At 72.9% G+C, this 26617-nt stretch carries 18 protein-coding genes and 2 pseudogenes; 7 read left to right on the forward strand and 13 right to left on the reverse strand.

What is annotated here, in order from left to right:
• Nucleotides 1–89 precede the first annotated feature (89 nt).
• Nucleotides 90–536: pseudogene (locus HZZ00_RS38310) on the forward strand (FAD-dependent monooxygenase); the annotation flags it as partial.
• A 350-nt stretch (nucleotides 537–886) separates the two neighbouring features.
• On the opposite strand, the gene HZZ00_RS12490 reads toward HZZ00_RS38310, so the two are convergent.
• Together HZZ00_RS12490 and HZZ00_RS12495 are read right to left on the reverse strand one after the other, a co-directional pair.
• Nucleotides 887–1735 carry an MBL fold metallo-hydrolase gene (locus HZZ00_RS12490; RefSeq protein WP_180332242.1) on the reverse strand — a complete coding sequence of 283 codons (849 nt, stop codon included), beginning with the start codon at nucleotides 1733–1735 and terminating at the stop codon, nucleotides 887–889.
• Nucleotides 1736–1876: 141 nt separating this feature from the next.
• A complete protein-coding gene (locus tag HZZ00_RS12495) occupies nucleotides 1877–2299 on the reverse strand; it encodes an alpha/beta hydrolase (protein ID WP_306856160.1) in 423 nt (140 codons plus the stop codon).
• A gap of 209 nt (nucleotides 2300–2508) precedes the next feature.
• On the opposite strand from HZZ00_RS12495, the pseudogene HZZ00_RS12500 reads away from it, so the two are divergent.
• Both HZZ00_RS12500 and HZZ00_RS12505 read left to right on the forward strand, forming a co-directional pair.
• A pseudogene (locus HZZ00_RS12500) lies at nucleotides 2509–2685 on the forward strand (chloramphenicol phosphotransferase); the annotation flags it as partial.
• Between the two features lie 116 nt (nucleotides 2686–2801).
• Nucleotides 2802–4217 (forward strand): DEAD/DEAH box helicase, encoded by a 1416-nt coding sequence (locus tag HZZ00_RS12505; protein WP_180332243.1) that lies wholly within the window; start codon nucleotides 2802–2804, stop codon nucleotides 4215–4217.
• A 102-nt stretch (nucleotides 4218–4319) separates the two neighbouring features.
• Here the strand turns inward: HZZ00_RS12505 and HZZ00_RS12510 are convergent, their stop codons facing one another.
• The 4 genes from HZZ00_RS12510 to HZZ00_RS12525 form a co-directional block, all read right to left on the reverse strand.
• Nucleotides 4320–5531, reverse strand: a complete 1212-nt coding sequence (locus HZZ00_RS12510) for a metallophosphoesterase (RefSeq protein WP_180332244.1) — start codon at nucleotides 5529–5531, stop codon at nucleotides 4320–4322.
• Nucleotides 5532–5844: 313 nt separating this feature from the next.
• Nucleotides 5845–7038 (reverse strand): FAD-dependent monooxygenase, encoded by a 1194-nt coding sequence (locus HZZ00_RS12515; RefSeq protein WP_180332245.1) that lies wholly within the window; start codon nucleotides 7036–7038, stop codon nucleotides 5845–5847.
• Nucleotides 7035–14306: a non-ribosomal peptide synthetase gene (locus HZZ00_RS12520; RefSeq protein ID WP_180332246.1), complete on the reverse strand. Its 7272-nt coding sequence runs from the start codon at nucleotides 14304–14306 to the stop codon at nucleotides 7035–7037. The genes HZZ00_RS12515 and HZZ00_RS12520 overlap by 4 nt, the downstream gene beginning before the upstream one ends.
• A gap of 46 nt (nucleotides 14307–14352) precedes the next feature.
• Nucleotides 14353–15159, reverse strand: coding sequence for a thioesterase II family protein (locus HZZ00_RS12525; protein WP_257585759.1), 807 nt, complete (start codon nucleotides 15157–15159; stop codon nucleotides 14353–14355).
• A gap of 531 nt (nucleotides 15160–15690) precedes the next feature.
• On the opposite strand from HZZ00_RS12525, the gene HZZ00_RS12530 reads away from it, so the two are divergent.
• Nucleotides 15691–15939, forward strand: a complete 249-nt coding sequence (locus tag HZZ00_RS12530) for a hypothetical protein (protein WP_180332247.1) — start codon at nucleotides 15691–15693, stop codon at nucleotides 15937–15939.
• 385 nt (nucleotides 15940–16324) lie between these two features.
• Nucleotides 16325–17278 (forward strand): AraC family transcriptional regulator, encoded by a 954-nt coding sequence (locus HZZ00_RS12535; protein WP_180332248.1) that lies wholly within the window; start codon nucleotides 16325–16327, stop codon nucleotides 17276–17278.
• A gap of 29 nt (nucleotides 17279–17307) precedes the next feature.
• Here the strand turns inward: HZZ00_RS12535 and HZZ00_RS12540 are convergent, their stop codons facing one another.
• Nucleotides 17308–17625 carry an ANTAR domain-containing protein gene (locus HZZ00_RS12540; RefSeq protein WP_180332249.1) on the reverse strand — a complete coding sequence of 106 codons (318 nt, stop codon included), beginning with the start codon at nucleotides 17623–17625 and terminating at the stop codon, nucleotides 17308–17310.
• A 448-nt stretch (nucleotides 17626–18073) separates the two neighbouring features.
• Between HZZ00_RS12540 and HZZ00_RS12545 the strand changes: the two genes are divergently transcribed.
• Together HZZ00_RS12545 and HZZ00_RS12550 are read left to right on the forward strand one after the other, a co-directional pair.
• On the forward strand, nucleotides 18074–18421 hold the full coding sequence (locus HZZ00_RS12545) for a hypothetical protein (protein ID WP_180332250.1): 348 nt from the start codon (nucleotides 18074–18076) through the stop codon (nucleotides 18419–18421).
• Between the two features lie 63 nt (nucleotides 18422–18484).
• On the forward strand, nucleotides 18485–19522 hold the full coding sequence (locus HZZ00_RS12550) for a DUF2599 domain-containing protein (protein ID WP_180332251.1): 1038 nt from the start codon (nucleotides 18485–18487) through the stop codon (nucleotides 19520–19522).
• Between the two features lie 179 nt (nucleotides 19523–19701).
• Here HZZ00_RS12550 and HZZ00_RS12555 read toward each other — a convergent pair whose 3' ends face one another.
• From HZZ00_RS12555 to HZZ00_RS12580, 6 genes are all read right to left on the reverse strand, one after another.
• On the reverse strand, nucleotides 19702–20001 hold the full coding sequence (locus HZZ00_RS12555; RefSeq protein WP_180332252.1) for a hypothetical protein: 300 nt from the start codon (nucleotides 19999–20001) through the stop codon (nucleotides 19702–19704).
• Between the two features lie 404 nt (nucleotides 20002–20405).
• Nucleotides 20406–21506, reverse strand: coding sequence for a phosphatidylinositol-specific phospholipase C domain-containing protein (locus HZZ00_RS12560; protein ID WP_257585760.1), 1101 nt, complete (start codon nucleotides 21504–21506; stop codon nucleotides 20406–20408).
• A 303-nt stretch (nucleotides 21507–21809) separates the two neighbouring features.
• Nucleotides 21810–23333, reverse strand: coding sequence for an aldehyde dehydrogenase family protein (locus tag HZZ00_RS12565; RefSeq protein WP_180332253.1), 1524 nt, complete (start codon nucleotides 23331–23333; stop codon nucleotides 21810–21812).
• Between the two features lie 56 nt (nucleotides 23334–23389).
• A complete protein-coding gene (locus HZZ00_RS12570; RefSeq protein ID WP_180332254.1) occupies nucleotides 23390–24697 on the reverse strand; it encodes a GAF domain-containing protein in 1308 nt (435 codons plus the stop codon).
• A 102-nt stretch (nucleotides 24698–24799) separates the two neighbouring features.
• Nucleotides 24800–25399 (reverse strand): N-acetylmuramoyl-L-alanine amidase, encoded by a 600-nt coding sequence (locus HZZ00_RS12575; protein WP_180333479.1) that lies wholly within the window; start codon nucleotides 25397–25399, stop codon nucleotides 24800–24802.
• A 142-nt stretch (nucleotides 25400–25541) separates the two neighbouring features.
• On the reverse strand, nucleotides 25542–26555 hold the full coding sequence (locus HZZ00_RS12580) for an acetamidase/formamidase family protein (protein WP_180332255.1): 1014 nt from the start codon (nucleotides 26553–26555) through the stop codon (nucleotides 25542–25544).
• Nucleotides 26556–26617: the final 62 nt, after the last annotated feature.

Here is a 26617-nt window from a genome sequence, read left to right on the forward strand (position 1 = left end):
GTGCGCCTGATCGACCACCGCGGCCTGTACGAGCTGCCGCGCCGCAGTACCGCATCGTCGAGGTCCTCCAGGACGAGGGCGGCGTCACGGTGGAGGCCGAGGGTCCGGGCAGCGGCCTGCGGCTGCGCGCCCGCTTCGTGGCCGGCGCGGACGGCGCGCACAGCGTGATCCGCGAACTGTCCGGGATCGGCTTCCCCGGCGTCAGCTACGACCGGCGCACCAACCGCTCCGCCCGCGCCACCGTGCCCGCCGACTGGATCGACCCGGCGAGCGGCGCGCTCACCGTTCGGCCACGGACCGGTGCTGCCCTTCCTGCCGCACCGCACCGACCGAGGAGGCTTCTCGTACGCGCCGTTCCCCGGCCTGCCCCGCTCGTCGGCACCACCGAGTGGGATCAGCCCGCCGGCGGCGAGCCGATGACCCTGGCGGAGCTGCGGGCGCGTGTCCACCGAGTGCTCGGCGCCGACGTGCCGCTCGGCCCCCCGGCCGGGCCCGGCCCGCATGTGCTGCGGCGGCTGGACGGCGGCAACACCCGGGTCGCCGAACGGTTCCGCGGCCGTCGGATCTTCCTGGTCGGCGACGCCGCGCACGTGTACGCCTCCAGGACGCCGTCGACCTCGGCTGGAAACTCGCGGCCGCGCTGCACCGGACCGCCCCGCCCGGCCTGCTCGACACCTACGACACCGAACGCCGCCAGGCCGCCCGCCGCATGGTGCTCAACGCGCAGGCGCAGTCGGCGCTCGACGCGCCCGGCGGCGACACCACCGCCCTGCGCGAACTGTTCCTCGCCCCTCCCCGACCGCACCGAACTCGCCGACCTGCGTGCGGCCGTCCGGCGCTGGTTCCGGCCCTGAGCGCCGGCACCCCGGGCGCCGCCGCGTTCCGGTCAGCGGGGGCCGTCGTCCAGCGCGAAGCGCAGGTAGCGCTCCGCGGAGCGGCGGACGGCCTCCGACCCGCCGCCCGTGACCACACGCCCCCAGAACGCCCCGTAGACACGCGCGAACTCGAAGGGCTCGACCAGGGCGAGCGCGCGGCGGATGGTGCGCGGCCGCTCCGGGACGAAGTTCGGGATGCTGTACATGAAGCTCACCCACCGGCGGTCCGCCACCACCATGAAGATGTCGCCGCTGAACAGCGCACCCTGCCCGTCCGGGTCGTCGGCCCAGTGCAGCACGGTGCCCCCGGCGAAGTGCGTGCCCGCGTTGATCAGCGTCAGTCCGTCCGCGATCCGGTGGGTGTCACCGGACCAGTACTCGACGACCCCGTCGGGCCGGGGAACCCACTCGCGGTCCGCGGCGTGGACGTAGACCGGGGCGTGGAAGGCGCGGCCCCACTCGGTCATGGCGCCGTAGAAGTGCGGATGGCTGACGGCGACCGCGCTGATCCCGCCCAACCGCTCGATCCCGGTGGCGAGTTCGTCGTCGAGATAGCCCAGGCAGTCCCACAGCACGTTGCCGCCCGGCGAGCGGATCAGCAGGGCGCGCTGGCCGATCCCCACGGACGGCGTCGTACCGATGCCGACCACCCCGGGACCCTCCTCCTCCACCCGGCCGCGGTGACCTGCGTCGCGCAGTTCGGCGAGGGTGGTCCACTGCTGGCCGTCCCAGCCGACGTACTGGCGTTCGTCCAGGCAGATCGGGCAGTCCTCGCGCGGTTCCGGGTACTGCACCGCGCAGGTGCGGCAGATCGGCAGGTGCCGCCCGCGCACCGGCGAGAGTGGTTTCGACGACGGCATGGGAACCTCCGGTGGTGGTCGATGACGTCCCTCACCCCGGAGCCTAGGAACAGGGGCGCCCCGGACGCGTCGGTCCGGGGCCGTGTCCGCGTTCGGTTCCTGGACCTGGGCCGGCCGGGGAAGGGGCCGCGCGGTGGCGGATCACCGGATCAGCGAGTCCAGGAGTCCACGGCCGTACGGCCACGCGCCCAGACCACTCGCGGAGTTCAGCTGCCCGTACGCGCCCGCGAGGCCGGCGGCGGTCTCGGGGGTGCAGTACGGGTCGTCGCCGCTGCCCACCACCAGGGCCGGGCAGAGCAGCGGTCGAACCGGCACCGTCGGAAAGGTCCCGGCCGCGCTGGGGAACGCCGGCCCGTGCGGGTCGGGCGGCGCGACCGGGAAAGCTCCGGCGACCGGACGCGAAGGGTTCCCCTCCCGCCAGGCGGCGGCCGCCCAGCAGCCCAGGCCGCGGGCCCCCAGCACCACCCGGTCGTCGTGCCGGACCGCCTCGCGGTACGCCCTGCCGACGGCCTCCACCCAGTCCCCGGGGTCCGGCTCGGACCACGAGGCGGGCGCGATCCGCACCCCGAGGCCCCCACCGCCGCTCCCACAGGCTCTGCCAGCGCCGCTCGTCCGAGCCGTCGATCCCGGGCATGATCACGTACGCGACCACGATCCGCCTGACGCAGATTGTGCGGGAAGCGCCGGGACGACGGGGTGACGAGCACGACACCGGCGGGTCCTCCGAGACGGGTGGCTCCTTCGACGCCGCTCCCGATGACACCGGAGTTCACCCGGGCACCGCGGCGCACCAGTACGACCTGGTCCACGGCCATGGCGACTACGACCTGGAGTGCGACACCGGCACGGCGAGTCCGCGCGCGTGCGCACAGCGGATCAAGGATTTCCTCCCGCACCGCCCCACCCCCACCGCCTTCACCCGCCTCCGCCGACGCCACGGCCTCGGGTAGACGGTCCCTCTGTTAGTGTTGCGGGTTTGCAGCGTCGCTGTGCCGGTGCCCCGGTCGGCGGCCGTGTCCCTGCCGCGCCTTCCTCGGTACGGTCCCTTCGGAGGAAGGCTCTCCTCGTGAGCGAATCAGCACGTGCGCGTACCCGTCGGCCGGACGACGGGTCGGGCGCCACCACCCCGGCAGTGCCCAAGGCGGCGTCCTTCGACGGGCTGGGACTGCCGGCCGAGATCCTGCGGGTGCTCCGCGAGCAGGGTGTGACGGTGCCCTTCCCCATCCAGGCGGCGGCGCTGCCGCACGCGCTCGCGGGACGGGACGTCCTCGGCCGGGGCCGCACCGGATCGGGCAAGACGCTCGCCTTCGGCCTCGGGATGCTCGCCCGCACGGCTGGGCGGCGCGCCCAGCCGAAAGAGCCGCTCGCGCTCGTCCTGGTGCCCACCAGGGAGCTGGCGCAGCAGGTCGGCGAGGCGCTCACCCCGTACGCCGAGGCGCTGCGGCTGCGGCTCGCGACCGTGGTGGGCGGAGTGTCCGTCGGACGGCAGGCCGCCGTGCTGCGGGACGGCGCGGAGATCGTCGTCGCCACGCCCGGCCGGCTGCACGACCTCGTCGAGCGCGGGAGCTGCCGACTGGGACGGGTGCGGATCGTGGTCCTGGACGAGGCCGACCAGATGTGCGACATGGGGTTCCTGCCGCAGGTCACCGAGATCCTGGACCAGGTGCGTGCCGACGGGCAGCGGATGCTGTTCTCCGCCACCCTCGACCGCGACGTCGACCAGCTGGTCCGGGACTACCTGCGTGACCCCGCCGTCCACTCCGTGGACCCCTCGTCCGGCGCGCTCTCCGCCGTCGACCACCACGTCCTCGTCGTGCACGGCCCGGACCGGTACGCCGTGACCACGGAGATCGCCGCCCGGGACGGCCGCGTCCTGCTGTTCCTGGACACCAAGCACGGCGTCGACCAGCTCACCCGGCACCTGCGGGCCGGCGGGGTGGCCGCCGCCGCGCTGCACAGCGGCAAGTCCCAGCCGCAGCGCACCCGCACCCTGGCCCAGTTCAAGGAGGGGCAGGTCACCGCGCTGGTGGCGACGAACGTCGCCGCCCGCGGTCTGCACGTCGACGACCTCGACCTCGTGGTCAACGTCGACCCGGCCACCGATCCGAAGGACTATCTGCACCGCGCGGGCCGCACGGCCCGGGCCGGCCGCTCCGGCACCGTCGTGACCCTCGTCCTGTCGGGACAGCGCCGTGAGACGAGCCAGGTCCTGGCGGACGCCGGCGTCGCCGCACAGGTCACCAAAGTGCGCTCCGGCGAGGCGGAACTGAGCCGGATCACCGGCGCCAAGGCGCCCTCCGGCGTACCCCTCGACGGCGGGCCGGCCGCGCCGCGCCCCAAGAACCACAACGCCCCCTTCCGCGGCCTCGGCAGCACCAAGGCCGCGAACGGCGGCTCCGGCGGCAGGCCGTCCCGCAGGACCAGCGAGGCCCGCAAACTCGCGGAGGCACAGAGGGCGGCGAGGGTGCGCCGCGGCGGCTGAGACCGGATTCCCCCTCCTCGCGCCCGCGGCGATCCGCGCCCCCGGAGCCGAGTCCGCCGGGATCGACGGCACGGCGAAGCCCGCGCCTCGGACCGTGCGGTACTACCGCGAGGTGGGCGGATCGGGGGAGCGGAGGACGAGCAGGGTGATCTCGCTGGGGGCGAAGACGCGGAACGGCGGGCCCCAGAAGCCGGTGCCGCGGCTGGTGTAGAGGAGGGTGCGGGCGCCGTGCCGACTGAGGCCGGCGAGGGCGGGCTGGTCGATGCGGACCAGGTGGTGGAAGGGCCAGATCTGGCCGCCGTGGGTGTGGCCGGAGAGCTGGAGGTCGACGCCCGCGGCCGCCGCCCGGTCGACGAACTTCGGCTGGTGCGCCAGAAGAAGGACGGGCAGGTCGGGATCGGCGCCGTTCAGGGCTTCGGCGAGGTGGGCGCGGTGGCCCGGCAGACCGGAGGACTCGGCGGTGACGTCGTCCACACCGGCCACCACGAGGGTGTCGCCGCCGCGTTCGAGCAGCAGATGGCGGTTGCGCAGCGGCTCCCAGCCCAGTTCGTCCATCAGGTCGACCCAGCCCTGGGCCTCGCTGTAGTACTCGTGATTGCCGGTGACGTACACCCGGGCCCGGGTCGCCCGTACGGTGGCGAGCGGGGCGGCCTGGGCGCGGCGGCGTTCGGCCGTGCCGTCCGCGATGTCGCCGGTGTGGCAGACCAGGTCGGCTTCCAGAGCGTTCACCGTCTCGCACACCCGTGCCGACCAGCGGGCGCGGTCGAGCGGGCCGTAGTGGGTGTCGGTGACGAGGGCGACGCGGGTGCCGTCCAGCCCGGCACCCAGGCGCGGGAGTCGCACGTCGAGCCGGCGCACGCGTGGCACGCGGCGCGCCTCGGCGTACCCCCAGCCGAGCAGTACGGCGGATATGCCGAGGACGGCCCAGGTGACGATGCGGGCACGGTCCTGGCCCTCGCCGACGCCGGCCAGGGCCAGGGCGGGCCGCAGCAGGACGCCGAGCAGAACGGACCAGGTGAACAGGACCCAGCTGGTGCCCAGCAGGGCGTCGCCGACGATCGCCGCCCGGTCCTGCTGGCGCCGGCCGTGGCCGCGCGCCATCGCGAGCGGCATGCCGACGAGACCGAGGACGAACAGGGCGGTGCCCACCGGCGTGACGGGCAGCGGCCAGTGCTGGCCGGTGTACAGGAGCACCCCGCAGGGCACGGCCCACAGCAGGACGGGGGCGATCATGGGGATGTACCGCAGCAGGCGGCGCCGCCGCGGCGCCTGCGCTTCGCCCTCCGCGGGCCGGGTGCTGCTGGTGTCGGTCACGCTTACCCTCCCTGACCGGGCTGCCGTCTCGCGCAGCGTATCCGGTCGCCGGGGCCGGCCGGACCGGAGTGTGGGCACGCATCCGCGCCACGGCCTTCGGCCCGACCGGCCGCGCCACTTCGGGGAGCGGGGGCGGGCATCCGCCACAACGGCTCCGGGCGGCTGACGGCACCCGCGGGCCACCCGCGCCGACCGTGCCCCCGCACCGCCCTCCCCCGGTCGGCGGCGGCTCGCCGGCACAGCCGCCGCCGTGAGCCCCGCCGCCCCTGCGGCCGTCCCGCCCCGCCGGCCCGGCTCCCCGGAAGCCCGCGGCTCAGGCCGACGGCGACACGGGCCAGCGCAGCAACCCGAGCAACTGCTCCCGCAGTTCGCCCTCGTCGGCGTGGCGCAGCGCGTCGTCCCGGCGGCGACGGGCCACCGGGTCCTCCAGCTGCTCCATCTCGCTGACCGACCGGGAGGCCGCCACCACCCCGCGGACCCGTTCGCGCCGCAGATCCTCGTAGCGGCGGAACGCGGCGGCCGGGTCGTCGCGGGAAGCGCCGAGGCAGCCGGCCAGGACGACCGCGTCCTCGATCGCCATCGCCGAACCCTGCCCGAGGCTCGTCAGCATCGGGTGCGCGGCGTCTCCGAGGAGGGTGACCGGGCCCTCGCCCCAGCGCTCCAGGAACGGCCGGTCGTGCGAGGGCACCGCGAGCACCGACTCCATCGGGGTCGCGCGGACGATGTCGCACACCTCGTCGGCCCAGCCCGCGTACGTGTCCAGGATCTCCGCCTTGTCGCCGTCCCAGTGGCGGGACCGCTCGGCGGGCATGTTCTTCGTACCCCACCAGTAGTAGCGGCCGTGACCGACGTCGATCAGGCCGAACCTGCGGCCGGCACCCCAGTAGTGGCCCACGTAGCCCGCCGGGAGGTGCGGCCGCGCGAACGGGGTGACGGCCAGCCAGCAGACGTAGCCGCTGTCCCGGGTCTCCTCGGGGCCGACGAGGCCGCGGCGGACGGCCGAGTGCAGCCCGTCCGCGCCGATCAGCGCGCTGCCCCGCACCGACGCGCCGTTCTCGAAGCGCACGGTGACCCCGTCGGGCCCCGGCTCGTACCCGGCCACCGTGTGCCCCAGGGCCAGCGGGATCCCGGCGGCCTCGGCCAGCAGGGCGTCCTGGAGGTCGGCGCGGGTCACGCACACCGACGGCACGCCGAGCGCCTCCGTGACCGCCTTCAGCGGTTGCTCCCGGATCAGGTCGCCGGTCTCGTCGAGGATCCGGAACGTCTCGATGTTCCGGCCGCGCTTGGACAGGTGCAGATCGATGCCCAGCGACGCCAGCGCGGCGACGGCGTTGCTCATCACGGACAGCCCCGAGCCCGCCGCGCGCAGCCGGGAGGCCCGCTCGTAGACGCGGACGGGGACCCCGGCACGGCGCAGGGCGATGGCGGCGGTCAGTCCGCCGATACCGGCTCCGGCGACGATGACCGGCAGGCGGGGGGACGACGTCTCGTGCGCGTTGGATGTCATGCTCCGACTCCTGCGGGGGAGGGGACGGCCGAGCCGTCGAGGATGCGGCCGATGACGTCGGCCGTGTGCTTCACATGGGGGTCTTCGACGATGGACAGGTGGTCGCCGGGCACGTGCACGGTGTGCAGCCGGCCGCGGGTCATCTGCCGCCAGCCGTTCAGCGGGTCCTCGTGCCGGCTGCCGCCCGCGGTGTGCATGGCCAGCAGCACCTCGGGCAGCGGGTCGGTGGCCAGCACCAGGGTGAGGTCCTGGTCCGGCACCTCGGGCCGGTACTCCAGCGCGGCGTTCCAGTTGGCCTCGTAGACCCGGAACAGCCGGCGGACCACGGCGCCCGAACTTCCCGGCGGCAGCACCCCGGTCCGCGCCGCGAAGTCCGCGATGAAGTCGAACTTCTGTGCCAGCGTGGTCAGTTCGGCCGGGATAGCCTCCAGCGGCGACGCCCCGCCACGGCCGAGCCACAGCAACTCCCAGAAGAACCAGCCGAGGAGGGCGTTCTCGTCGCTGCGGACCCGGTGCCCGGGAGCCAAGACCGTGGTGTCGAGCAGCACCAGATCGGCGACCTCCTCGCCGGCCCGGGCGAGCTGGAGGGCCATCTCGAAGGCCACGAAGCCGCCGAAGGACCAGCCACCGATCGTGTAGGGGCCGTGCGGCTGCACCCGCCGCAGCGCGGCGATGTAGTCGGCGGCCAGCTCGGGCACCGAGCGGCGGGGTTCGGAGCCGGGGTCGGCGCCCGCCGCCTGGAGCCCGTACAGCGGCAGACCGTCGGGCAGATGGCGGGCGAGCTGGACGTAGCACAGGACGTTGCCGCCCATGGGGTGCACCATGAACAGCGGGCGGCGGTCCCCTTCGGGGCGGATCGGCACCAGCGGATCGAAGGTGACCGAGGCGTTGCCGCGCCGCAGCCGCCGCGCGAGCCCGGCGACGGTGGGCGCGGCGATGAACTCGGACAGCGGGACGACGACCCCGTAGCGCTGCTCGATGGTCACCATCAGCCGCATCGCGGTCAGCGAGGTACCGCCCAGGTCGAAGAGGTCGTCGTCGACGCCGATCGCGTCGGCGGGCAGCTCCAGCAGGTCGGCCAGGGTCTCCGCCAGAACCGCCTCGTGACTGCCCGGGGCCGGCCGGGCACCGCGTGGCCGTGCCTCCCGCGCGGGGGCGGTGGCCGCCAGCGCCCGGTCGTCGCGCTTCCCGGACGGGGTCAGGGGCATCGCCGCCGTCCAGGTCACGGACGAGGGCACCAGGTACGACGGCAGCACCGTGCGCAGATGGCGGAGCAGTTCCCCGGTGTCCGCCCGGTCCTGGTCGCCGACGAGGAACGCGGCGAGCGTGGTCTCGCCGTCGGCCCGCCGGCGCGGCACGACCGCCACCTCCCGGATGCCGGGCCGGTCCGAGGCGAAGCCGAGCACCGCGGCCTCCACCTCGGCCGGCTCCACCCGGTAGCCGCGTATCTTGACCTGCCCGTCCGCCCTGCCGGTGCACACGATGTCCCCGCCGGGCAGCACGATCGCCAGGTCGCCCGTGCGGTACAGGACGTCGCCCGGGTCGCCGTACGGATGGGCGACGAACCGTTCGGCGGTCAGGTCGTCGCGGCCCTCGTACCCCTGGGCCAGGCAGACTCCGCCCAGGTAGATCTCACCCTGGACCCCGGGCGGCACCGGCCGCATCCGCGCGTCGAGCACCAGCACCTGCGCGCCGTCCACGGGGCGGCCCACGGGCGGCAGTTCCGGGAACGCGGCCGGGTCGCCGGTCATGCTGTGGCGGGTGACCACGTGCGACTCGGTCGGGCCGTACTGGTTCTCCAGCAGGACGCCGGGCAGGGCGGCGAGGAACCGGCGCAGCGCGCCCGTCACCCGCAGCTGTTCACCGGAGGAGACCACCACCCGCAGCCGCCGCGGCACCAGGCCGAGCGCGTCGGCCGCCTCGGCCATCTGCTGCAACGCCACGAACGGCAGGAACACCCGCTCCACGGCCGTCTCGTCCAGCAGCCGCAGCAGCGCCGGCATGTCGCGGCGCTGGTCCTCGTCCGCGAGTACCAGGGTGCCGCCGCCGCAGAGGGTGGAGAAGATCTCCTGGAAGGAGACGTCGAAGCTCAGCGGCGCGAAGTGCAGGGTGCGGCCGCCGACGGCTCCGCTGGGCACCCGGTTCTGCCACCCGATCAGGTTCGCCAGCGCCCGGTGCGGCATCGCCACGCCCTTGGGGACCCCGGTCGAGCCGGAGGTGAACAGCACGTACGCGGTGTCCAGCGGGCCGGGCCCCGCGAAGTCGTCCGTACCCGGGCCGGGGTCCCCGGGCGCGGTCAGGGACTCCGCGGACAGCAGCGGCGCGCGGTCCGCCACCAGGTGGGCGTGGCGAGCGGTGGTGACGATGCGGCGGGGGCGGGCGGTGGCGGCCATCGCGGCCAGCCGGGACGGCGGATACGCCGGGTCCAGCGGGACGACGGCGGCCCCGGCCAGCAGGACACCGAGGACCACGGCGACCGTCCGCGGGCCCCGGTCCATGGCGACGCCGATCCGGTCGCCGCGGCACACCCCGTCGGCCCGCAACCGGTGCGCCACGGTCCGCGCGGCACCGGCCAGCCCGGCATAGCTCCACGCTCCGGTGCCATGGACCAGGGCGGTGGCCTCCGGGGTGCGGGCGGCCTGCGCGAGGAAGGCGTCCGTGACGCACTGCGGGCTCGCCGGGGCGGGCCGGGGACGATCCGGCTCCGGCGCGAGGAAGCCGAACCCGGCCTGCTCCAGCGGGTGCTCGACCATCCGCCGCACCACCGCGACCAGGGTGTCGGCCAGCAGTTCGGCCTGGTCCCGGTCGAACACCTGCCCGTCGCAGTCGACACGCAGGACGATCCGCCCGTCCACCGGGTCGTGCAGGACGTTGACCAGCAGGGCGAAGTTGGTCTCCTCCCAGGTCCGGAAGTCCAGCAGCCGGACGTCCGGCAGCGTCAGCACCTCGGCGAGCTGCCGGAAGTGGACGTAGTTGAACGCCGTCTCCAGCTCACTGCCGGGGTTCTCCTCCTGGATGGCGCTGAGCGGATAGCGACGGTGCGGGAAGGACGCGCGCTCCCGGCGCAGCGCCTCCCGCGCGAGGTCGAACCACCCGGCGCCGGAGGTGGGCAGCCGCAGCGGCACGGTGTTCAGGAAGAGACCGAGGGCGTCCTCGCCGCCCTCGCCGGTCCGCCCGTGCGTGATCAGCCCGGTGAGCACCTCGGGGGCGCCCGTGAACAGGCCCAGGGTCAGGCAGTGCGCCGCCAGCAGCACCGACTTGACCGGCGTGCCGTGCGTGCGGGCGGCGGCGCGCAGCGCGTCGGCGAGGCCGGCCGGCAGGTCCCGGTGGCACACGATCTGCTCCCCGCCGGCCGGCGGGCGGTGGGCGCGTGTCCCGGTGATCCGCGGCGCGTCGGCACCGCGGACGACGTCCCGCCAGTAGGCGCGGCTCTCCGCGGAGCCCAAGGCGGCCCGTTCGGCGGCCACGTGCGCCGCGGGGGAGGGCAGCGGGCGGCCGGGCACCGGGCCGGTACCGAGCCCGAGGGCGTGCGCGTAGTCCCGCAGCAGGTCCCGCAGCAGGTTGGCGACGCTGGCACCGTCCAGCAGCGCGTGATGGAAGCTCAGCACCAGCTCCACCGTGTCGGGGCGGACGTACGCGCGCAGGAAGAGGAGCGGCCCGTGCTCGAAGTCGTAGTCGTGCGTGCGGCGTTCCTCGACGTGCCGCAGGATCTCCGCCTCCGCCCGCGCCGCGGGGCGATCACGCAGGTCCACACTGTCCGCGATGTCCCGCGCACGCGGGTGGATCACCTGCAACGGCTCGGACACGCGGGCGAGTGCGAACGTGGAGCGCAGCACGGGGTGCCGGGCGGTCAGCCGCGCGGTGGCGGCGCGGAACGCCGCCTCGTTCCACGGCATCCGCAGCACGTAGCGGAAGACGTCCTTGTACACGGCGGAGCCGGGCCGGCGGCGGGAGTGGAAGATCAGGCCGAGCTGAAGCCGGGAGAGCGGGTGGGCGTCCTCGGCGTCGCCGAGCGCCGCCCGGTCGACGCGGGACACCAGCTCGAAGGGGCGCGGCCCGGCCGGCGCGGTGTCACCGGCCGGGGGGTCGGTGACGGTGACGGCGGCGAGCGCCGCGACGGTCGGCGCGGCCACGAGGTCGCCGAGCCGGAAGCGCAGCCCCTGCCGCTCGGCCCTGGACCGGACGGTGAGCAACCGGATCGAGTCGCCGCCGAGGGCGTAGAAGTCGTCGTGGACGCCGACCCGCGGCACCTCCAGCACCTCCGCCCAGATCCGGGCGAGCGCGGCCTGCACCGGGTCCGCCGCCTCGCCGTCGCCGGCCGGGCCCGCGAGGTCCCGCGGGTCGGGCAGGGCCCGCAGGTCGGTCTTGCCGCTCGGGGTGAGCGGCACCCGTTCGATCCGGCACAGCAGGGACGGCACCATGAACGCCGGGAGCCGGGCGAGGAGCGCGGCGCGGAGCCGGTCCGGCCCCGGATCGCCGTCGACGGCCACGTAGTAGGCGGTCAGCCTGCCGCCGCCCCCGGAGCCGGTGACGGTGACCACCGCGTCCCGCACCCCGGGCAGTTCGCGCAGCGCGGCGGCGACCTCGCCGGTCTCCACCCGGTTGCCCCGGATCTTCACCTGGCCGTCCGAGCGGCCGAGGTACTCCAGGGTGCCGTCGGCGAGCCAGCGGGCGATGTCCCCGGTGCGGTAGATCCGGCCGCCGGGGACGAACGGGTCGGCGCTGAACCGCTCCTCGGTGAGCCGGGGCAGCCCCAGGTAGCCGCGGGCGACCTGCACGCCCCCGATGTACAGCTCCCCGGGGACGCCCGCGGGCTGTGGCCGGCCGTGCTCGTCCAGGACGTACAGCGAGGTGTTGTCCACCGGCCGGCCGATGGGCACCCGGCGCACGGCGGCCGCCGGATCGGCGGGGCAGTCGTACGCCGTCACGTCCACCGCGGCCTCGGTGGGCCCGTACAGGTTCACCAGGCGCGGCGGCCCGGCGGGACCCGGCCGGAAGGTGCGCGCGAAGCGTTCCACGTGTCCGGGCGGCAGGGCCTCGCCGCTGCAGAAGACGTACCGCAGCGAGGACAGCCCCTGCGCGCCCAGATCGAGGAAGGGGCCGAGCATGGAGGGAACGAAGTGCAGGACGGTGACGCCGTGGTCGCGCACCGCGCGGGCCACCTCCCGGGGGTCCTTCTCGGCCCCGGGCGGCAGCAGCACCAGCCGGGCGCCCTCGGCGGCCCACCAGAACAGCTCCCACACCGACACGTCGAAGGACACCGGGGTCTTCTGGAGCAGCACGTCACCCGCGCCCACCGGGTACAGCCGCTGCATCCAGGCGAGACGGTTGACCGCGGACCGGTGCTCGATCATCACGCCCTTGGGCCGGCCGGTCGACCCGGAGGTGTAGATCACATAGGCGAGGGAGTCCGGGCCGGCGCCGGTGACGGGAGGGGTGTCGTCCTGCCCCGCCTCCAGCTCGGCCACCCGGTACGCGTGCGGCCGCCCGGCCGCCCACGGCTCCCCGGCGCCCACGTCGTCCAGCAGCACCGCGGCGGCCCGGCTGTCGTCGAGCATGTGCGTGATCCGCCCGGCCGGGTAGTCCGGATCCACCGGCACGTACGCGGCCCCGGCCTTGAGCACGCCGAACAGGGCCGCCATCAGGTCCGGCCCGCGGCGCAGCGCCACCGCCACCCGGTCCCCGTCGCCGACACCGGCCGCGCGCAGGCCCCGGGCGACACGGTTGGCGCGGCGCTCCAGCTCCCCGTACGTCAGCGAGCGGCCGGTGGCGGCGTCCATGACCGCGAGGGCCCCCGGCTGCCGGGCGCACCGCCGCTCGAAGAGTCCGTGCAGGGTACCGGGCTCGCGTTCCGGAGCGGCGGGGCCCCGGCCCAGGGCGAGCAGGGCGTCCCGTTCCTCCGCGCTGGTCACCGGCACCGTGGACAGCGGCGCCGCCGGATCGTCCAGGCAGCCCGCGAGCAGCCGCCGCAGCTGCCGGGCCACCGCCTCGATCGGCAGGTCCTCGTCGAACACGTCCAGCGCGTACACCAGGTCGATCTCCATGCCCGGGACGTCGTCGAAGTCCCGCACGAAGACGTTGAGCGCGGACTGGTCGTACCCCGGCGTCCGCATGCCGGTCTCGCGCCGCACCCCGCCGCCGACGGCGGGCCGCTCGTAGCGCAGATAGGAGAGCGTCACGTCGAACAGCTGCCGGGAACCGCCCGCGCCGTCCGCGGCCAGACCGGTCAGCAGGTCGCCGAGGGCGAGCCGTTCGTGCCGCTGCAGCTCCCGGATCGCCGTGCGGGTCTCGCGCACCAGGTCGCCGACCGGGCGGGCCCCGGGGCGGAGCAGCGGCAACGGCAGGGTGTTGGCGAGCTGGCCGAGCGGCGCCGCCTGCCAGCGGGCGCGGTTGAGCAGCGGGATGCCGAGAACGACGTCGTCGCTGCCGTGCAGCCGGGTGAGCAGCCCGCCGAGGACGGCCGCGACGTACGCGAAGGGGGAGTGACCGGCGGCCCGGACGCGCCGCACCAGCGCGCCGTCGACCGGCACCGTCACGACGCCCCGGCGCCGCTCGCCGCTCGGCGCCCGGCGTGTGAACAGCGCGGTGCCGGCGTCGGCGAGCGCGGCGCGGTGGTACGCCAGGTCGCCGGCGAAGTCCTCGCCGGCCCGGTAGCGGGCTTCCTCGGCGAGGAAACCGGCGACCGGGACGGACTCCGCGGCGGGCGCCGGGGTCCCGGCGCGGCGGCGCCCGTACTCCTCGAAGATCTCCTGGCTCACCCGGTTGCAGGTCCAGCCGTCCGCGACCAGATGGTGCATCTTCAGCCGCAGGACGACCGTGTCGGGTCCCTCCACCAGCAGGGTCGCCCGGACCGGCGGCCCGTCCCGCAGCGGCAGCGCGCGCAGCAGGTCGGCCTCCAGCCACGCGGAGCAGGCCGCTGCCGGGTCCTCCTCGTGCGACAGATCGAGCTGCCGCACCGTGGGTGCCTCGGCGCCGACCCACTGTACGGGCGTCCCGTCCTGCTCCTCGAAGCACAGCCGCAGCGCGTCGTGCCGGGCGAGCACCGCGTCGGCGCTCGCCACCAGCACCCGCCGGTCCACGGGCCCGGTGAGACGTTCGGTCAGACAGCAGTTGAACTGCGGGTCGTCCGGGTGGAGTTCGGCCGCGACCCACACGTCCCGCTGGTAGGCGGTCAGCGGGAGCAACCCGGGGCCGGGCGAGGCACCGGGCCCCGGCGCCGGTGCGGCGGCCGCGGGGGAGGGGGAACCGATTCGGTCTTCTAAGTTCATGATCACACCAAGGGATGCGGAGGCGGGGCCGGGGCGTCCGCCCGCGTTACGCGGACAGTCGGGGAGTCGGGGATGTGTGCACGGCGCGCAGCATCCGGACGAAGTGCGGCGCGATCTCGGCGGCGTGCTCCTCGGGGAAGAAGTGGCCGCCCGGGAGCCAGGTGTGGCCGAGGTAGTGGGAGGTGCGGTCGGCCCAGTGCGTCATCGCGTCGGGCTCCACCATCAGCGGGTCGGCGTCGCCGCCGTAGGAGACCAGCGGGCAGGTGACCTCGGCGCCGTCGTCGGCGAAGGTCGCGGCCACCCGCAGATCCGCCCGCAGCGCGGGCAGCACCCGGGCCAGCAGCGCCGGATCGCGCTGGATCTCCTCCGGGAACGAGCCGAGGCGCCGGACATGGGCGAGCAGATCGGCCTCCGGCATCTCGCTGTCCGCCAGGGTCGCCCGGAAGAAGCCGCGCGGCGCCCAGCCGGACACCCCGAGCAGCACCGGCGCCGGCCGGCCCTCGGCCACGAGGCGGCCGGCGAGACGGAACGCGAGGTGCGCCCCCAGGCAGTGCCCGAAGACGGCGTACGGCCGCCCGTCCAACTCGCCGACGACCGCGTCGTGCACGGCGCCGTACAGGGCGTCCCAGTCCCGCAACGGCGGCTCGGCCAGCCGCGCGTCCCGGCCGGGCGCGGTGAGGGCACGCGGCGCGACGTCGGACGGCAGCAGCGGCAGCCAGTCACGGAACATCGCCGCGCCACCGCCCGCGTGCGGCAGCAGGAACAGCAGGACGGAGGCGTCCCGGTCCGCCTCCGGCGGGTGGAACCAGCGCCCGGGAGCGGACATGTCGGTGGGCAGGGGCATGGAGGTCATGGCGGAATCTCCCTGACACGGATGACGACGGAGCCGGCCGGCATGTACACCACGCCCGGCCCGGTGCCGACGGCACGTCGCCCGCGTCGTGGCGCCCACTGCTCGACGCCGGTTCCACCAGCCGGCCGGAGCGGCGAGCGTCGGTGCACACCCCTCGCCACCGGTGGCCGACGGCACACGGGGCACGGGCCGGGCGGCGCACGGTTCGACGTCCTCACGGACGCAGTCGTCCGACAGGCGCAGGCCGAGGAGGACGACGGGCGGTGCGGAGGCCATGACCTGAGCTCATCCCATTTCCGAACCGGGTGCGGGCATACCGACGTGCTGTTCCGAGCCGAGCGACCACTCACGGGGCGTGCGGGCCTGTTGCGGCCCATGCTGGCAAGCCCCGCTGATCTTCGAATGACACGGGGCTGACATGACCGGGGGCGCGGCGGGGTGGGATTCCTCAGAGGACGACCGCGGAGCGAGCGTCGACGGCCCCGCTCAAGAAGGCGACTCGGAGCGGTGTGCGGGGTACGGTCTCCAGGCATGACCCCCTCTCCCGATCACGTCGCGAGCCGAGAAGACCTTGCGGCCTTCGTCCGTTCCTTGCGCCGCAGCCACGCGGAGGACGGCAGCTTCTGGGAGAACCAGGACCTGCCAAGCTTCCTGGAGGCCCTGGCCGCGTGGATCGACGACGCGGACGGGTGGTACGGCAACACCGGTCGGGAGTTGCCGCCCGGCGGTGACTGGACGTTCTTCGCCCGAGCCCTGCGAGCGGCGGCCGTGTACGAGTAGTCGCCTGTGCCCACCGCGCGGACTCGGGCACACGGGAGGGGCACTGCGCGCGGAATCCACGCGTCACCGTCGCCGGGTCGGCCGGTGCATCACCGAGGCGACCGGCGTGGACGCGGAGCGAGACGCGCCGGCACCGCGCCCGAACCCGGCACACCGGAGCACGGAGAACCGAGCGGTACGCGGAGGCCATCCGTTCCCCCCAGGGGTGTGCGGGCAGCCGGCGTCACGAACAAGGCCGAAGTGCCGGAAACGAGGCATGCCGCATCCCCCCGCCGCATCACCGCGCGGCGACGAGGTACCGTCAAAAGGCATGCCCGGCCGTCGGCGCCCATGTTCCGCGGCCCGGCTGACCAGGGCCTTCTCTTCTAGCCGGGGCGGTGACGCGGTGGACTCGCTGGTGTTCGACAGCCAGGACCTGGCCGAGACGGAGGACTTCCTCTGCCAGGCCTACGCCCGTATGAGCATCGGCACCAGCACGCCGGAGAACAGCAGGGCGCGCATCCGCCGCGACGCCATGCCCTCGGTCAGCGTCGACGAGCTCGACCTCGGTTTCGACATGAGCTACGCCGTGACCCCGCTCGGCAGGATCTGCCTGTGCATGGTTTACGAGGGCACCGTCCAAGACCACGCCTTCCAGGGCGTGCGGGACAACTTCGGCCCCGGCGACATGGTGCTCTTCGCGCCGCCCGACCTGCCCTACGCCGGCCGTATCTGCACCGCCCGCTACAACATCACGATGCTGGACAGCGCCCTGCTGGACCAGGTCGCCGCGACCGGCCCCGCGCCGGTGACGGAGCCGGTCCGGCTGATCGGCCACCGGCCGCACTCCCCGGCCGCGGCCCGCCAGCTCAAGAGCACGATCGTCTACCTGCGCGACCACGTCCTCGCCGACCCGGCCGTCGCCGCGCAGCCACTGATCACCTCCACCAGCGGCCAGTTGCTGGCAGCCAGCGTCCTCGCCGCCTTCCCGAACACCGCCCACACCGATCCGACCGCACAGGACCGCACCGACGCCCACTCCACGACGCTGCGGCGGGCCGTCGCCCACATCGAGGACCACGCCCACGAGCCCCTGACCGTCGCCGACGTCGCCGCCGCCGCGCATGTCACTGTCCGGGCCCTCCAGTACGCCTTCCGCCGTCACCTCGACACCACCCCGCTCGCCTACCTGCGCCGCGTGCGGCTCGCGCAGGCCCACCGGGAACTGCGGGCCGCCGACCCCGCCGGCACGACCGTCGCCGACATCGCCGCGCGCTGGGGGTTCGCGCACCCCGGAAGGTTCGCCGCCCTGTACCGCGACGCCTACGGCACCAGCCCGTCCAGCACCCTGCGCGGCTGAGCCGCGGCGCCCGCCGGCGCCGCGGACGTTCACGGTACGGACCCGCACCGGGCGGGCTGCGTGTGCCGCTCCAGCGAGCCGAGCAGAGCCTGGCCGATCTCCGGCGGCAGCCAGCCGCGGTACGGCCACCGCACGAGGTGTTCCGCGACCTCCCGCAGTTTGGTGTTCGTGCGCTGGGAGACGTCCTTCAGGACGGTCCAGCCCGTCTCGGGCGGCACTCTGCCATGGGCGATGACGACCCCGATGGCCTGGTCGACGACGGCATGCGAGACGACCGCCTGCTTCAGCTGCTCGATCTCTTCCTGGAGGGCGGAGATCGTACGGTTCACATCCTCGTGCTCGGGCAAGGCGGTGCTGCTTTCTGACGCGACGGTTCGGTTCACACCGCGCTAGTGCCCCGCCCGAACGCCACACGGAGCGCCACAAAACGAAGACCTGCCGCGACGGCGGTCCAGAAAACGAAGGATCGGTGCGGAGGGACGGCGGCGGTCGCACCCGCCGAACGGGCTGTGCACAGCCTCCAGGCGAGCCGAGGACTCGCTGTGGACGGCACCGTCGGGGACCACACGTGGTCGCGTCTCCGTTCGATCCAGGGCTGACGCATCCACGCCCGCGCCAGGCCGTTTCATTTGGATCGGTAAGGACGGCGGCTGAGGACGAACGCGTGGGCGCCTGGGCGGCTTCGGCCGATGCGCCGGGAGGATCTGGCGACGGGTTCCGGCTGCTGCTCCGAAGGTGCCGGCGACGCCCCGTGCCGCCCGGGGCGTGGCGCTCGCACCTGACTGAGCGTGGTCAGTGTCCGCCGTCCGTCGCCCGGCCGCCACGTTCCCTTCCCGCCCCGGCGACCACGACGGCGCGACCTGGCATCACCTCGACCTTCGCGACCCTCTCAGCCTGGACGAAGCCCTCGACACGGTGGCCCCGGCCGTGGTGATCAACACGACGAGCGGCCGAGCGGACTGGGCAGTCACCGGCCTCGACATACGACTCGACAGCCGCACCACCCGAAAGAAGCTGCGCATCCGGTTCCGCGGCGCCCTGGAGTTCCTGAGTAAACAGCCCAGAGTTGACCCAGCCGACGTGGTAGCCCAGCCGGCCGGCCTTGCGCCGCAGGCTCTGCCGCCACTCTGGCACGCGGCGTGACCGAATTAATCCTTCTCCGGCTTTCCATTCCCCCGTACGGTCATGCACTGGAAAGGAGCCTGAATGCTCACGAAAACTCCTTCTTCTTCACGGAAAGTTTCCGCGGTCAGGGCAGGCCTCACTGTTCTCGCGATCCTCGCCGCTACCTTCACCGTCCAGACGGCACCCGCAGCGGCCGACGAATCGTATTGCGGTTACAAGGTCGGCGGCGACATCCTCACCAAGTACATCAGCCTCAACCGGACCGAAGGTGTTCTCGGCTGCCCGGTATCCGGTGAGCTGCCCAATCCGGACGGTGTCGGTAGACGGCAGCAGTTCACGGGCGGAACCATTTACTGGAAGGCCTCGACAGGTGCGCACCCCGTATGGGGAGCGATCGGCGACAAGTGGCGCGAACTCAACTGGGAGACCGGGCCCCTGGGGTATCCCGTCGACGACGAGTCGGCCAACCTTGACGGGGTGGGTAAGGCGCAGCAGTTCGAGGGCGGCGTCATGGCCTGGCATCCCTCCTACGGGGCGCACCCCGTGTGGGGGCAGATTGCGAGGCTGTGGAACCGTTACGGCAAGTTCGCCAGCAGGTTCGGATACCCCGTCACCGACGAGCGGCGTGACGACGTCCTGAACGGATACCGGCAGACCTTCTCCGTCCGCAACACGGACCTGTTCTGGAGTGCCGGAATGGGAGATGGCGCGGAAGTGTGCACCGGGGAGTGCGTTGGCTACGTCCTGGGCGCGGGGGAGCGGTGGGTTGATTCGGTCTCCGTCAAATTCGCGCTGCCCAACGGGGATGCGAATCATATCGAGGTGAGCGTCAAACCGACGCAGACCGGATACGATCAGGCGTCGACCGACTACGACTCGCTGTGGCAGCAGGTGTGGAACATGGTCCCCAGCCCCTTGCCGCTTGACGGGACACAACTGAGCCAGACGCAGCTCGCGTCGATGAAGGATCAGCTCGCCTGCCACGCGAAATGGGACTTCGAGCTGTTCGGCAAGCACCTTTCCCATGACACTTGGGATCTGGAGTCCTGGCGTTCACACAAGGGCGAGGATTACGCGACGAGCACGCTCGCACTACTCCAAACCTGCAACTGGGGCTGATCGCTTCGATGCACTGAGCTGTTTCCGTGTGGCCACTGATCGGGTGACCGGCCGGCGTCCCGCGACAAACGAGGCTCCTGTGCCGTTGAGAGAGGTGTCCGACGTCTCAACTCATCAGCACAGGAGCCTCGCCCGTTCCCTGGCAGGCATGCCGACGGCGGTACGCCGCATATGCGGCCTCAGCACACCACCGTCTTACGGTACGTTCCGACCTTCAGGACGAGTTCACGGCTCGCACGGTTCGCGAGCCGCAGGCAGCTGCTGTCGTACCAGCCGTCCACGATGACCTTGACGTGCATCGTCTTGCCGCAGTTGTTCTCCAGCCACACATGCTGGCCGTCCGGCATCTCGTCCACAACCCGGGTGATACATGCCGGGGCGGTGCCGGCTGCGGCGTACGCGGCGGGCGCGGTGGCAAGGGCGGCCCCGAGGAGAGTCAGGGCAGCGGTGGCCACGGTTGCGTGCTTACGGAAGAGCATCGATTACCCCTTTCCACGACACGGATTCGGACGTACTTGCTGGTGAACCGTGCCGCTTCGAGCATCAGGCTCGTCACCGAGCACAGTCAATCACTCACAGTGATTAAGGGGGCGCTCGCTGCACTCGATCGGGGTCGTCGTTCGGCGCGTGACACCGGCCTGCGCCCTCGCGCCGAGCGCGCAGGCCGTCGCCATGGTCGAGTTCAGCCCGGACGGCATCCGTCGCCGACCGGTGCCGGGGGCCTCGGCGGCGTGCTGATGGGGGCTGGTGGCCGGCGTCCCCCAACACGCAGCGGCCAGCGACAGCGGCACCGTCAGCTTGAGGACGTCACGTTCCCCGGGTCCTGGTTTCCGGTAGGCCATCGGTGCGTTCGCGCGGCGAGTTGGTGGACCTCTGGCACCCGTCAGCCGCGCGGGACGACCATCGACTGGACCTCCGGCAGGGCCTTCCAGTCATTGGACGCCACCGTGGCGTGTGCCTTGGCCAGTTGAGTGACCCGGGCCTGCGCGTCGGCCGTCGAGGGGTTGACGTCGTCCAGCGCCGGCGGCACGTTCTGCGCGTCGGTCATGAACAGCAGGTAGTGGTGGGTGTCATACCATCCGGTGTCGATGCTGCCGTTGAGGTATGTCGCCGCGTCACCGTCGAAGGCCACGAACCAAGGGCGCAGCGACGTGTCGGAGTAGCGCGAACGGGGATCGCCTGCCTGGGCGTTGTGCACCGAAGGAAAGACGTTCGCCTGTGACGTCCTGCCCTGGGTGTGCAAATCGCGCAGGTAGCCCGCGTACTCCTGGTCGGTCCACAGAGAGTCGGTCGGGTTGCTCTCCTCGACCGTGCCGGGAATGACCTCGATGATGACCTTGCCGGCCAGTTGCTGCCGAGTGGGCCAGTTTCCGGCGGAAGCGGCCGCGTCGAGCGTGGCGTACTGCCCGCCGCCTGGCTTGTCGAGCAGGTCGGACGGCTTGAACACCAGCCCACCGAGATGCGCGCTGATGGACTGGTCGAGCTTGGCCGGGCCCATGCCGTACGTGGCCTGGAAGCCCGCCTTCATCTCCAGCTTGATATAGAGCGGGCCGTGCCCGGGGTGCGCCCCGAGCCACAGCCGGACGTCGTCCAGGCAGCTCTCCAGGTCCTTGTTCGCCCCGCCGGTGTAGAGCTGGGAGGCCGAGGACGCGTTGACGCAGTTGTTCGAGTTGCCCGTCGGGTTGGAGTGGCTCACCTTCCACTCCTGGGTGAAGAAGTCGTCCCAGACGTCGAGTTCGATCATCGAGGTGCCTGTGTCGAGAGCCTGGGCCAGATACGTGAAGGCGGCGGGGTCGTAGCTGTTGTGCAGGCCTGACGTCGTGGCGCCGGACAGTGGTAGGGCGTTCGTGTCGGCGGCGGAGGCGGTGACGCCGCCCGGGCCGGCCATGGTGAATGCCAGGCACGCGGTGAGTGCCCCGAGCAGCGCGGCGCGCACGACGGCGCGTGGTCGGAACAGAGCTCGACGGGTGAACGGTCCGGTCACGTGCCCTCCTGTGGGTGTGGCTCTCCGTCAAGGACGGTGACAGCCACGTGTGAATCGACGGGGGCATGACACGTAACACGACGTGGATTCCCCCTGTCAGCTCCACTTCGAGCCGAACTCCACCACGTGATGCGGAGGTTCATGCTGTGGATCAGGTCCATATGGCTGAACGTCTGCGGGAACGTTCTGGCTCTACTCCGGAGTGGGCCCGGTTGAGCATGCAAGCCGGACCCGGCCGAGAACGAGTTGCACGAAGGGCGCCTGACGGGTGAAAACCCAGGGCAGGCGCCCTTTCGCAGGTCTCTAGAAGAAGCCCAGCCTCTTAGGCGAGTACGAGACCAGAAGATTCTTCGTCTGCTGGTAGTGCTCCAGCATCATCTTGTGGGTCTCGCGCCCGATGCCGGACTGCTTGTACCCGCCGAACGCGGCGTGCGCCGGGTACGCGTGGTAGCAGTTGGTCCACACCCGGCCCGCCTGGATCGCGCGGCCCGCGCGGTAGGCGGTGTTGATGTCACGGGTCCACACGCCCGCGCCGAGGCCGTACAGCGTGTCGTTGGCGATCTTGATGGCGTCGTCGAAGTCGTCGAAGGAAGCCACCGAGACGACCGGGCCGAAGATCTCCTCCTGGAAGATCCGCATCCGGTTGTCGCCCTCGAAGATGGTCGGCTGGACGTAGTAACCGCCCTTCAACTCACCGTCATACTCGATTCGTTCCCCGCCCGTGAGGACCTTCGCGCCCTCCTGCCGGCCGATGTCCAGGTAGGAGAGGATCTTCTCCAGCTGGTCGTTGGAGGCCTGGGCGCCGATCATCGTGTCCGTGTCGAGCGGGTGCCCGTGCTTGATCTGCCGGGTGCGCTCGACCGCCGCCTCCAGGAACTCCGCGTAGTTGCCGCGCTGGACGAGCGCCCGGGACGGGCAGGTGCACACCTCGCCCTGGTTGAGCGCAAACATGGTGAAGCCCTCGAGCGCCTTGTCGCGGAAGTCGTCGTCGTGCGCCCAGACGTCGTCGAAGAAGATGTTCGGCGACTTGCCGCCGAGTTCGAGCGTGACCGGCTTGATGTTCTCGGAGGCGTACTGCATGATCAGCCGCCCGGTCGTGGTCTCCCCGGTGAACGCCACCTTCGCCACCCGCGGGCTCGACGCCAGCGGTTTGCCCGCCTCGACCCCGAAGCCGTTGACGATGTTCAGCACGCCCGGCGGCAGCAGATCGGCGATCAGGCTCACCCAGTAGTGGATGGAGGCCGGGGTCTGCTCGGCGGGCTTGAGCACCACCGCGTTGCCCGCGGCGAGCGCCGGCGCCAGCTTCCACGTGGCCATCAGGATCGGGAAGTTCCACGGGATGATCTGCGCGACGACCCCGAGCGGCTCGTGGAAGTGGTACGCCACCGTGTCGTCGTCGATCTCGCCCAGCGACCCCTCCTGCGCCCGGATCGCCCCGGCGAAGTACCTGAAGTGGTCGATCGCCAGCGGGATGTCGGCCGCTAGCGTCTCCCGCACCGGCTTGCCGTTCTCCCAGCTCTCCGCCACCGCCAGGGCTTCGAGGTTGGCCTCCATCCGGTCGGCGATCCTGCGCAGGATGTCGGAGCGCTCCGTCACCGACGTACGGCCCCACCCGGGAGCGGCCTCGTGCGCCGCGTCCAGCGCCCGCTCCACGTCCTCCGCGGTGCCGCGCGCGACCTCGGTGAACGGCAGCCCGTTGACCGGCGACGGGTTCTCGAAGTACTGCCCGCGCGCCGGCGGCACGTACTCCCCGCCGATGAAGTGGTCGTAACGCGCCTGGTAGGAGACGATCGCGCCCTCGGTGCCCGGCGCCGCGTAACGAGTCATCCTGAAGTGCCTCCCGGTGCAGCGCTGCCCGCCCTTGGGCAGCTCTCGGCGCGAGGCTAGGCGGGCGGACGTTGCAAGTACGTTGCGCCGCCGCCTCGCGCTCGCGCCCGGACGACGGGCGCCGCCAACTCGGCCTCCAGGGCCGCCAGCCGCACCCGCACCGAAGCCGACGGACGCACCGCGGCCAGCGCCCGCCACACCTCGACGTCGTCCTCGCCCCACGGCGCGTGCGCCCAGTCCGCCAGCAGGTCGGGATCGCGGTGCGCGATCAGTGCCGCCCGCAGCTCCCGGGCCAGACGCTCCCGCAGCCGTACGATCGCCGGGGCCTGCGAACCGGGCAGCAGCGGCCCGGCATACACCTCCATCGCCGCGGTGAGCGCCCCCGAACCCAGCCGCCGCTCCACCACGGTCGCGTCGGCGTCCACCACCGCGGTCAGCCGGTACGGCCGCGAGGCCAGCAACCCCGGCCCCAACAGCCGGCGCAGACGGGCCAGCTCCGCCCGCAGGGTCACCGGCGTCACCGACTCGTCCGCGTACAACGCGCAGAGCAGCTCGTCGCCCGTCAGCCCCTCGGGGTGCCGGGACAGCAGCAGCACGATCTCGCTGTGCCGGCGGCTCAGCCTGATCCGCCGGCCGCCCAGGGCGAGTTCGGCCTCGTCCCGGCCCAGCGCGCCCAGCGTCGGCGTGTCCGCGGCGGGCCGCACCGGGGCGAGCAGCGCCAACTGGGCCTCCGCGGCCCGCGCCACCGCCTGCACGAAGCCCAGGCTGTGCGGATGCGCCAGCCCGTCCCCGCCGGTGACGTCCACCGCGCCCAGGACCCGCCCGGTGCGCGGATCGTGCACCGGAGCGGCGACGCAGGTCCAGGGCTGCACCCGCCGCGTGAAGTGCTCCGCCGCGAACACCTGCACCGGCCGGCCCAGGGCGACGGCCGTCCCCGGCGCGTTGGTCCCCACCGCGGCCTCCGACCAGCGCGCCCCCGGCACGAAGTTCATCCCGTCCGCCCGCCGCCGGGCCGCCGGGTGCCCCTCTACCCACAGCAGCCTGCCCTGGGCGTCGCACACCGCGAGCAACTGCTCGTCGTCCGCGGCGAACGTGCCCATCAGCTCCCGGAACAGCGGCATCACCTGGGCCAGCGGATGCTCCGCCCGGTAGGCACCCAGGTCGCCGTCGGACAGCTCCACACTCGCGGTGCCGTCCGGTACGACGCCGGCCCGCGCGCTGCGCCGCCACGACTCCGCGACCACAGACCGCACCGGCCGCGGCACCGCCCCGACCGTGGTGAACGTCTCGTGCGCCCGCCGTAGCACCCGGACGCGCTCGGCGGGATCGGCCCCCGGCTCCAGGGCCACCCACGGATCGGTCAACTCGGCCTCCCCGGACGGTGATACGGCGATGATCCGGCCAGACCCATCGTCACGTGCCGTGTCCGCTCAGACAACCGGTGTGACGTCGGCCGGGGAATCGTGTCAGGCGAAGTTGACCAGTCTGATGTAGCGCACCCAGTCCCAGTTGGGTCCGGGATCGGTGTGGTCGGTGCCGGGTACCTCGTAGTGGCCGAGGATGTGGTCCCTGTTCTTGGGGATGCCGTACTTGTCGCAGATCGCCGCCGTGAGCTTCGCCGACTGCTCGTAGAGGGCGTTGGTGAAATAGGAGGGCTGGTCCACCCATCCTTCGTGCTCGATGCCGATGCTTCGGGTGTTGTAGTCCCAGTTGCCCGCGTGCCAGGCGATGTCGCTCTCGCGGACGCACTGCGCGATGTGCCCGTCCGCCGACCGGACCAGATAGTGGGCGGACACCTGCTTCTGCGGGTTCTGGAAGATGGACAGGGTGTTGGCATACGTCTCCTGGGTGACGTGGATGATGACGCAGTCGATGGGGTAGCTGCCGGGCCGGCTGGAAGCCGTGTAGTTGGAGGTGCTGGCGGGCTGCCACTCTGCGGCCGGGTAGTCGACGGAACCGGTCTGCGCTCCGGCGCTCGGCTCGGGGAGCAGCGCGTACGGAACGGCGGCGAGCGCCGCGCCCTTCAGGAGCCACCGTCTGCTCAGACGCGGTCTTTCCCGGTCCATGTCCATCATCGATGCCTTTCTGCGGTGGGGAGTTGGCGGTTACGGAAGTACGGGAGGGGGTGACGGTAGGGGTGTTGCCCTTCTGTTCATGAGGGGAGGCGGACGGGTTTGCCCGGTGCGTGCCGGCGGCCGGGGCCGGGTGTCAGCCGCGCAGGGACCGTGCGGTCTCCCGCAGCCGTGCGTGCATACCGCGGTAGGTGTCCCGCGCGGGCAGCCACTCCTTGCGGAGCCTGGCCACGCACGTGTAGTTGGTGTCGCACACGTTCGCCAGCGGAGACTCGACCGTCTGCGTGGCGAACTGGTACGCGTCCAGCTCGCTGAACCCGTAGTCGCGCACCAGCCACTGCACCAGGTCCAGCTGCGATATCCGGAACGCGTCCTCCAGCGGGCGCGCCGATCCGGTCGAGACGATGTGGGTGTCCGACTCCAGCCGGGGCCACGGGGTCGCGACGCCCTTGAGGAGGTCCACGATCACCACGGTGTTCATGGCGCACTCCACCGCCACGCCGCAGGTCTCGCCCTCGCCCTGCCGTGCGTGCCCGTCACCGAGGCTGAGCAGGGCACCTTCCACGTTGACACCGAGGTAGCAGGTGACCCCGGCACGCATCTCGGGGGTGTCCATGTTGCCGCCGTGCGCGTCCGGGACCAGTGCCGAGCGGACCTCCAGGTTGGCGGGCGCCACGCCCACCGTGCCGTGCATGGGCGCCAGCGGGAGTTCCGCCTCGAAGTCACTGTCCCGGGCCCGGAACAGGGCGGTGCGCCGGGTGCGGTCCAGCTGCCAGATCCAGACCCGCTCCGGCAGCGGCGGCTGGAGCGAGGCGGTGGTGTGGGTGGAGGTGAGCGCCCCGAAGAGGGGCACGGTGGTCGATGCCGCCCAGTCGCGGGCCGGTTCCACCGACACGAAGTGCACGGCCACCGTGTCGCCGGGCTCGGCGCCCTCGATGTGGAAGGGCCCCGTCTGGGGATTGAGGAAGGGGAACTCGCAGACCTCGGACACGAGGTCCTTCTCCGAGCGGACCCGGCCGGCGAAGCAGTCCTCCGTGAACAGGTCGAGCACCGTACCGGGCGCGACGCGTGCCACGGGTGCCGCACCGCCGAAGGTCCAGGCGTACTCGTCCGGTCGCGGGCGCACGGTGAGGATCCGGGGGTCGGTCATCGTGACGGGGGTCCCTTCTGGTGGGGTGGTCGTGCGCAAGGGAGAGAGGAGGGGGGACGGGC

The organism is Streptomyces sp. NEAU-sy36 (genome assembly GCF_013423905.1).
In the GTDB taxonomy this organism is placed as follows: domain Bacteria; phylum Actinomycetota; class Actinomycetes; order Streptomycetales; family Streptomycetaceae; genus Streptomyces; species Streptomyces misionensis.

What these genes read in the sequence shown, in the direction of transcription:
- HZZ00_RS12515 (WP_180332245.1), bottom strand. Translation starts at nt 7,038, where the DNA reads ATGACATCCAACGCGCACGAGACGTCGTCCCCCCGCCTGCCGGTCATC.
- HZZ00_RS12525 (WP_257585759.1), bottom strand. Translation starts at nt 15,159, where the DNA reads ATGACCTCCATGCCCCTGCCCACCGACATGTCCGCTCCCGGGCGCTGG.
- HZZ00_RS12550 (WP_180332251.1), top strand. Translation starts at nt 18,485, where the DNA reads ATGCTCACGAAAACTCCTTCTTCTTCACGGAAAGTTTCCGCGGTCAGG.
- HZZ00_RS12520 (WP_180332246.1), bottom strand. Translation starts at nt 14,306, where the DNA reads ATGAACTTAGAAGACCGAATCGGTTCCCCCTCCCCCGCGGCCGCCGCA.
- HZZ00_RS12575 (WP_180333479.1), bottom strand. Translation starts at nt 25,399, where the DNA reads ATGGACCGGGAAAGACCGCGTCTGAGCAGACGGTGGCTCCTGAAGGGC.
- HZZ00_RS12565 (WP_180332253.1), bottom strand. Translation starts at nt 23,333, where the DNA reads ATGACTCGTTACGCGGCGCCGGGCACCGAGGGCGCGATCGTCTCCTAC.
- HZZ00_RS12555 (WP_180332252.1), bottom strand. Translation starts at nt 20,001, where the DNA reads ATGCTCTTCCGTAAGCACGCAACCGTGGCCACCGCTGCCCTGACTCTC.
- HZZ00_RS12580 (WP_180332255.1), bottom strand. Translation starts at nt 26,555, where the DNA reads ATGACCGACCCCCGGATCCTCACCGTGCGCCCGCGACCGGACGAGTAC.
- HZZ00_RS12490 (WP_180332242.1), bottom strand. Translation starts at nt 1,735, where the DNA reads ATGCCGTCGTCGAAACCACTCTCGCCGGTGCGCGGGCGGCACCTGCCG.
- HZZ00_RS12530 (WP_180332247.1), top strand. Translation starts at nt 15,691, where the DNA reads ATGACCCCCTCTCCCGATCACGTCGCGAGCCGAGAAGACCTTGCGGCC.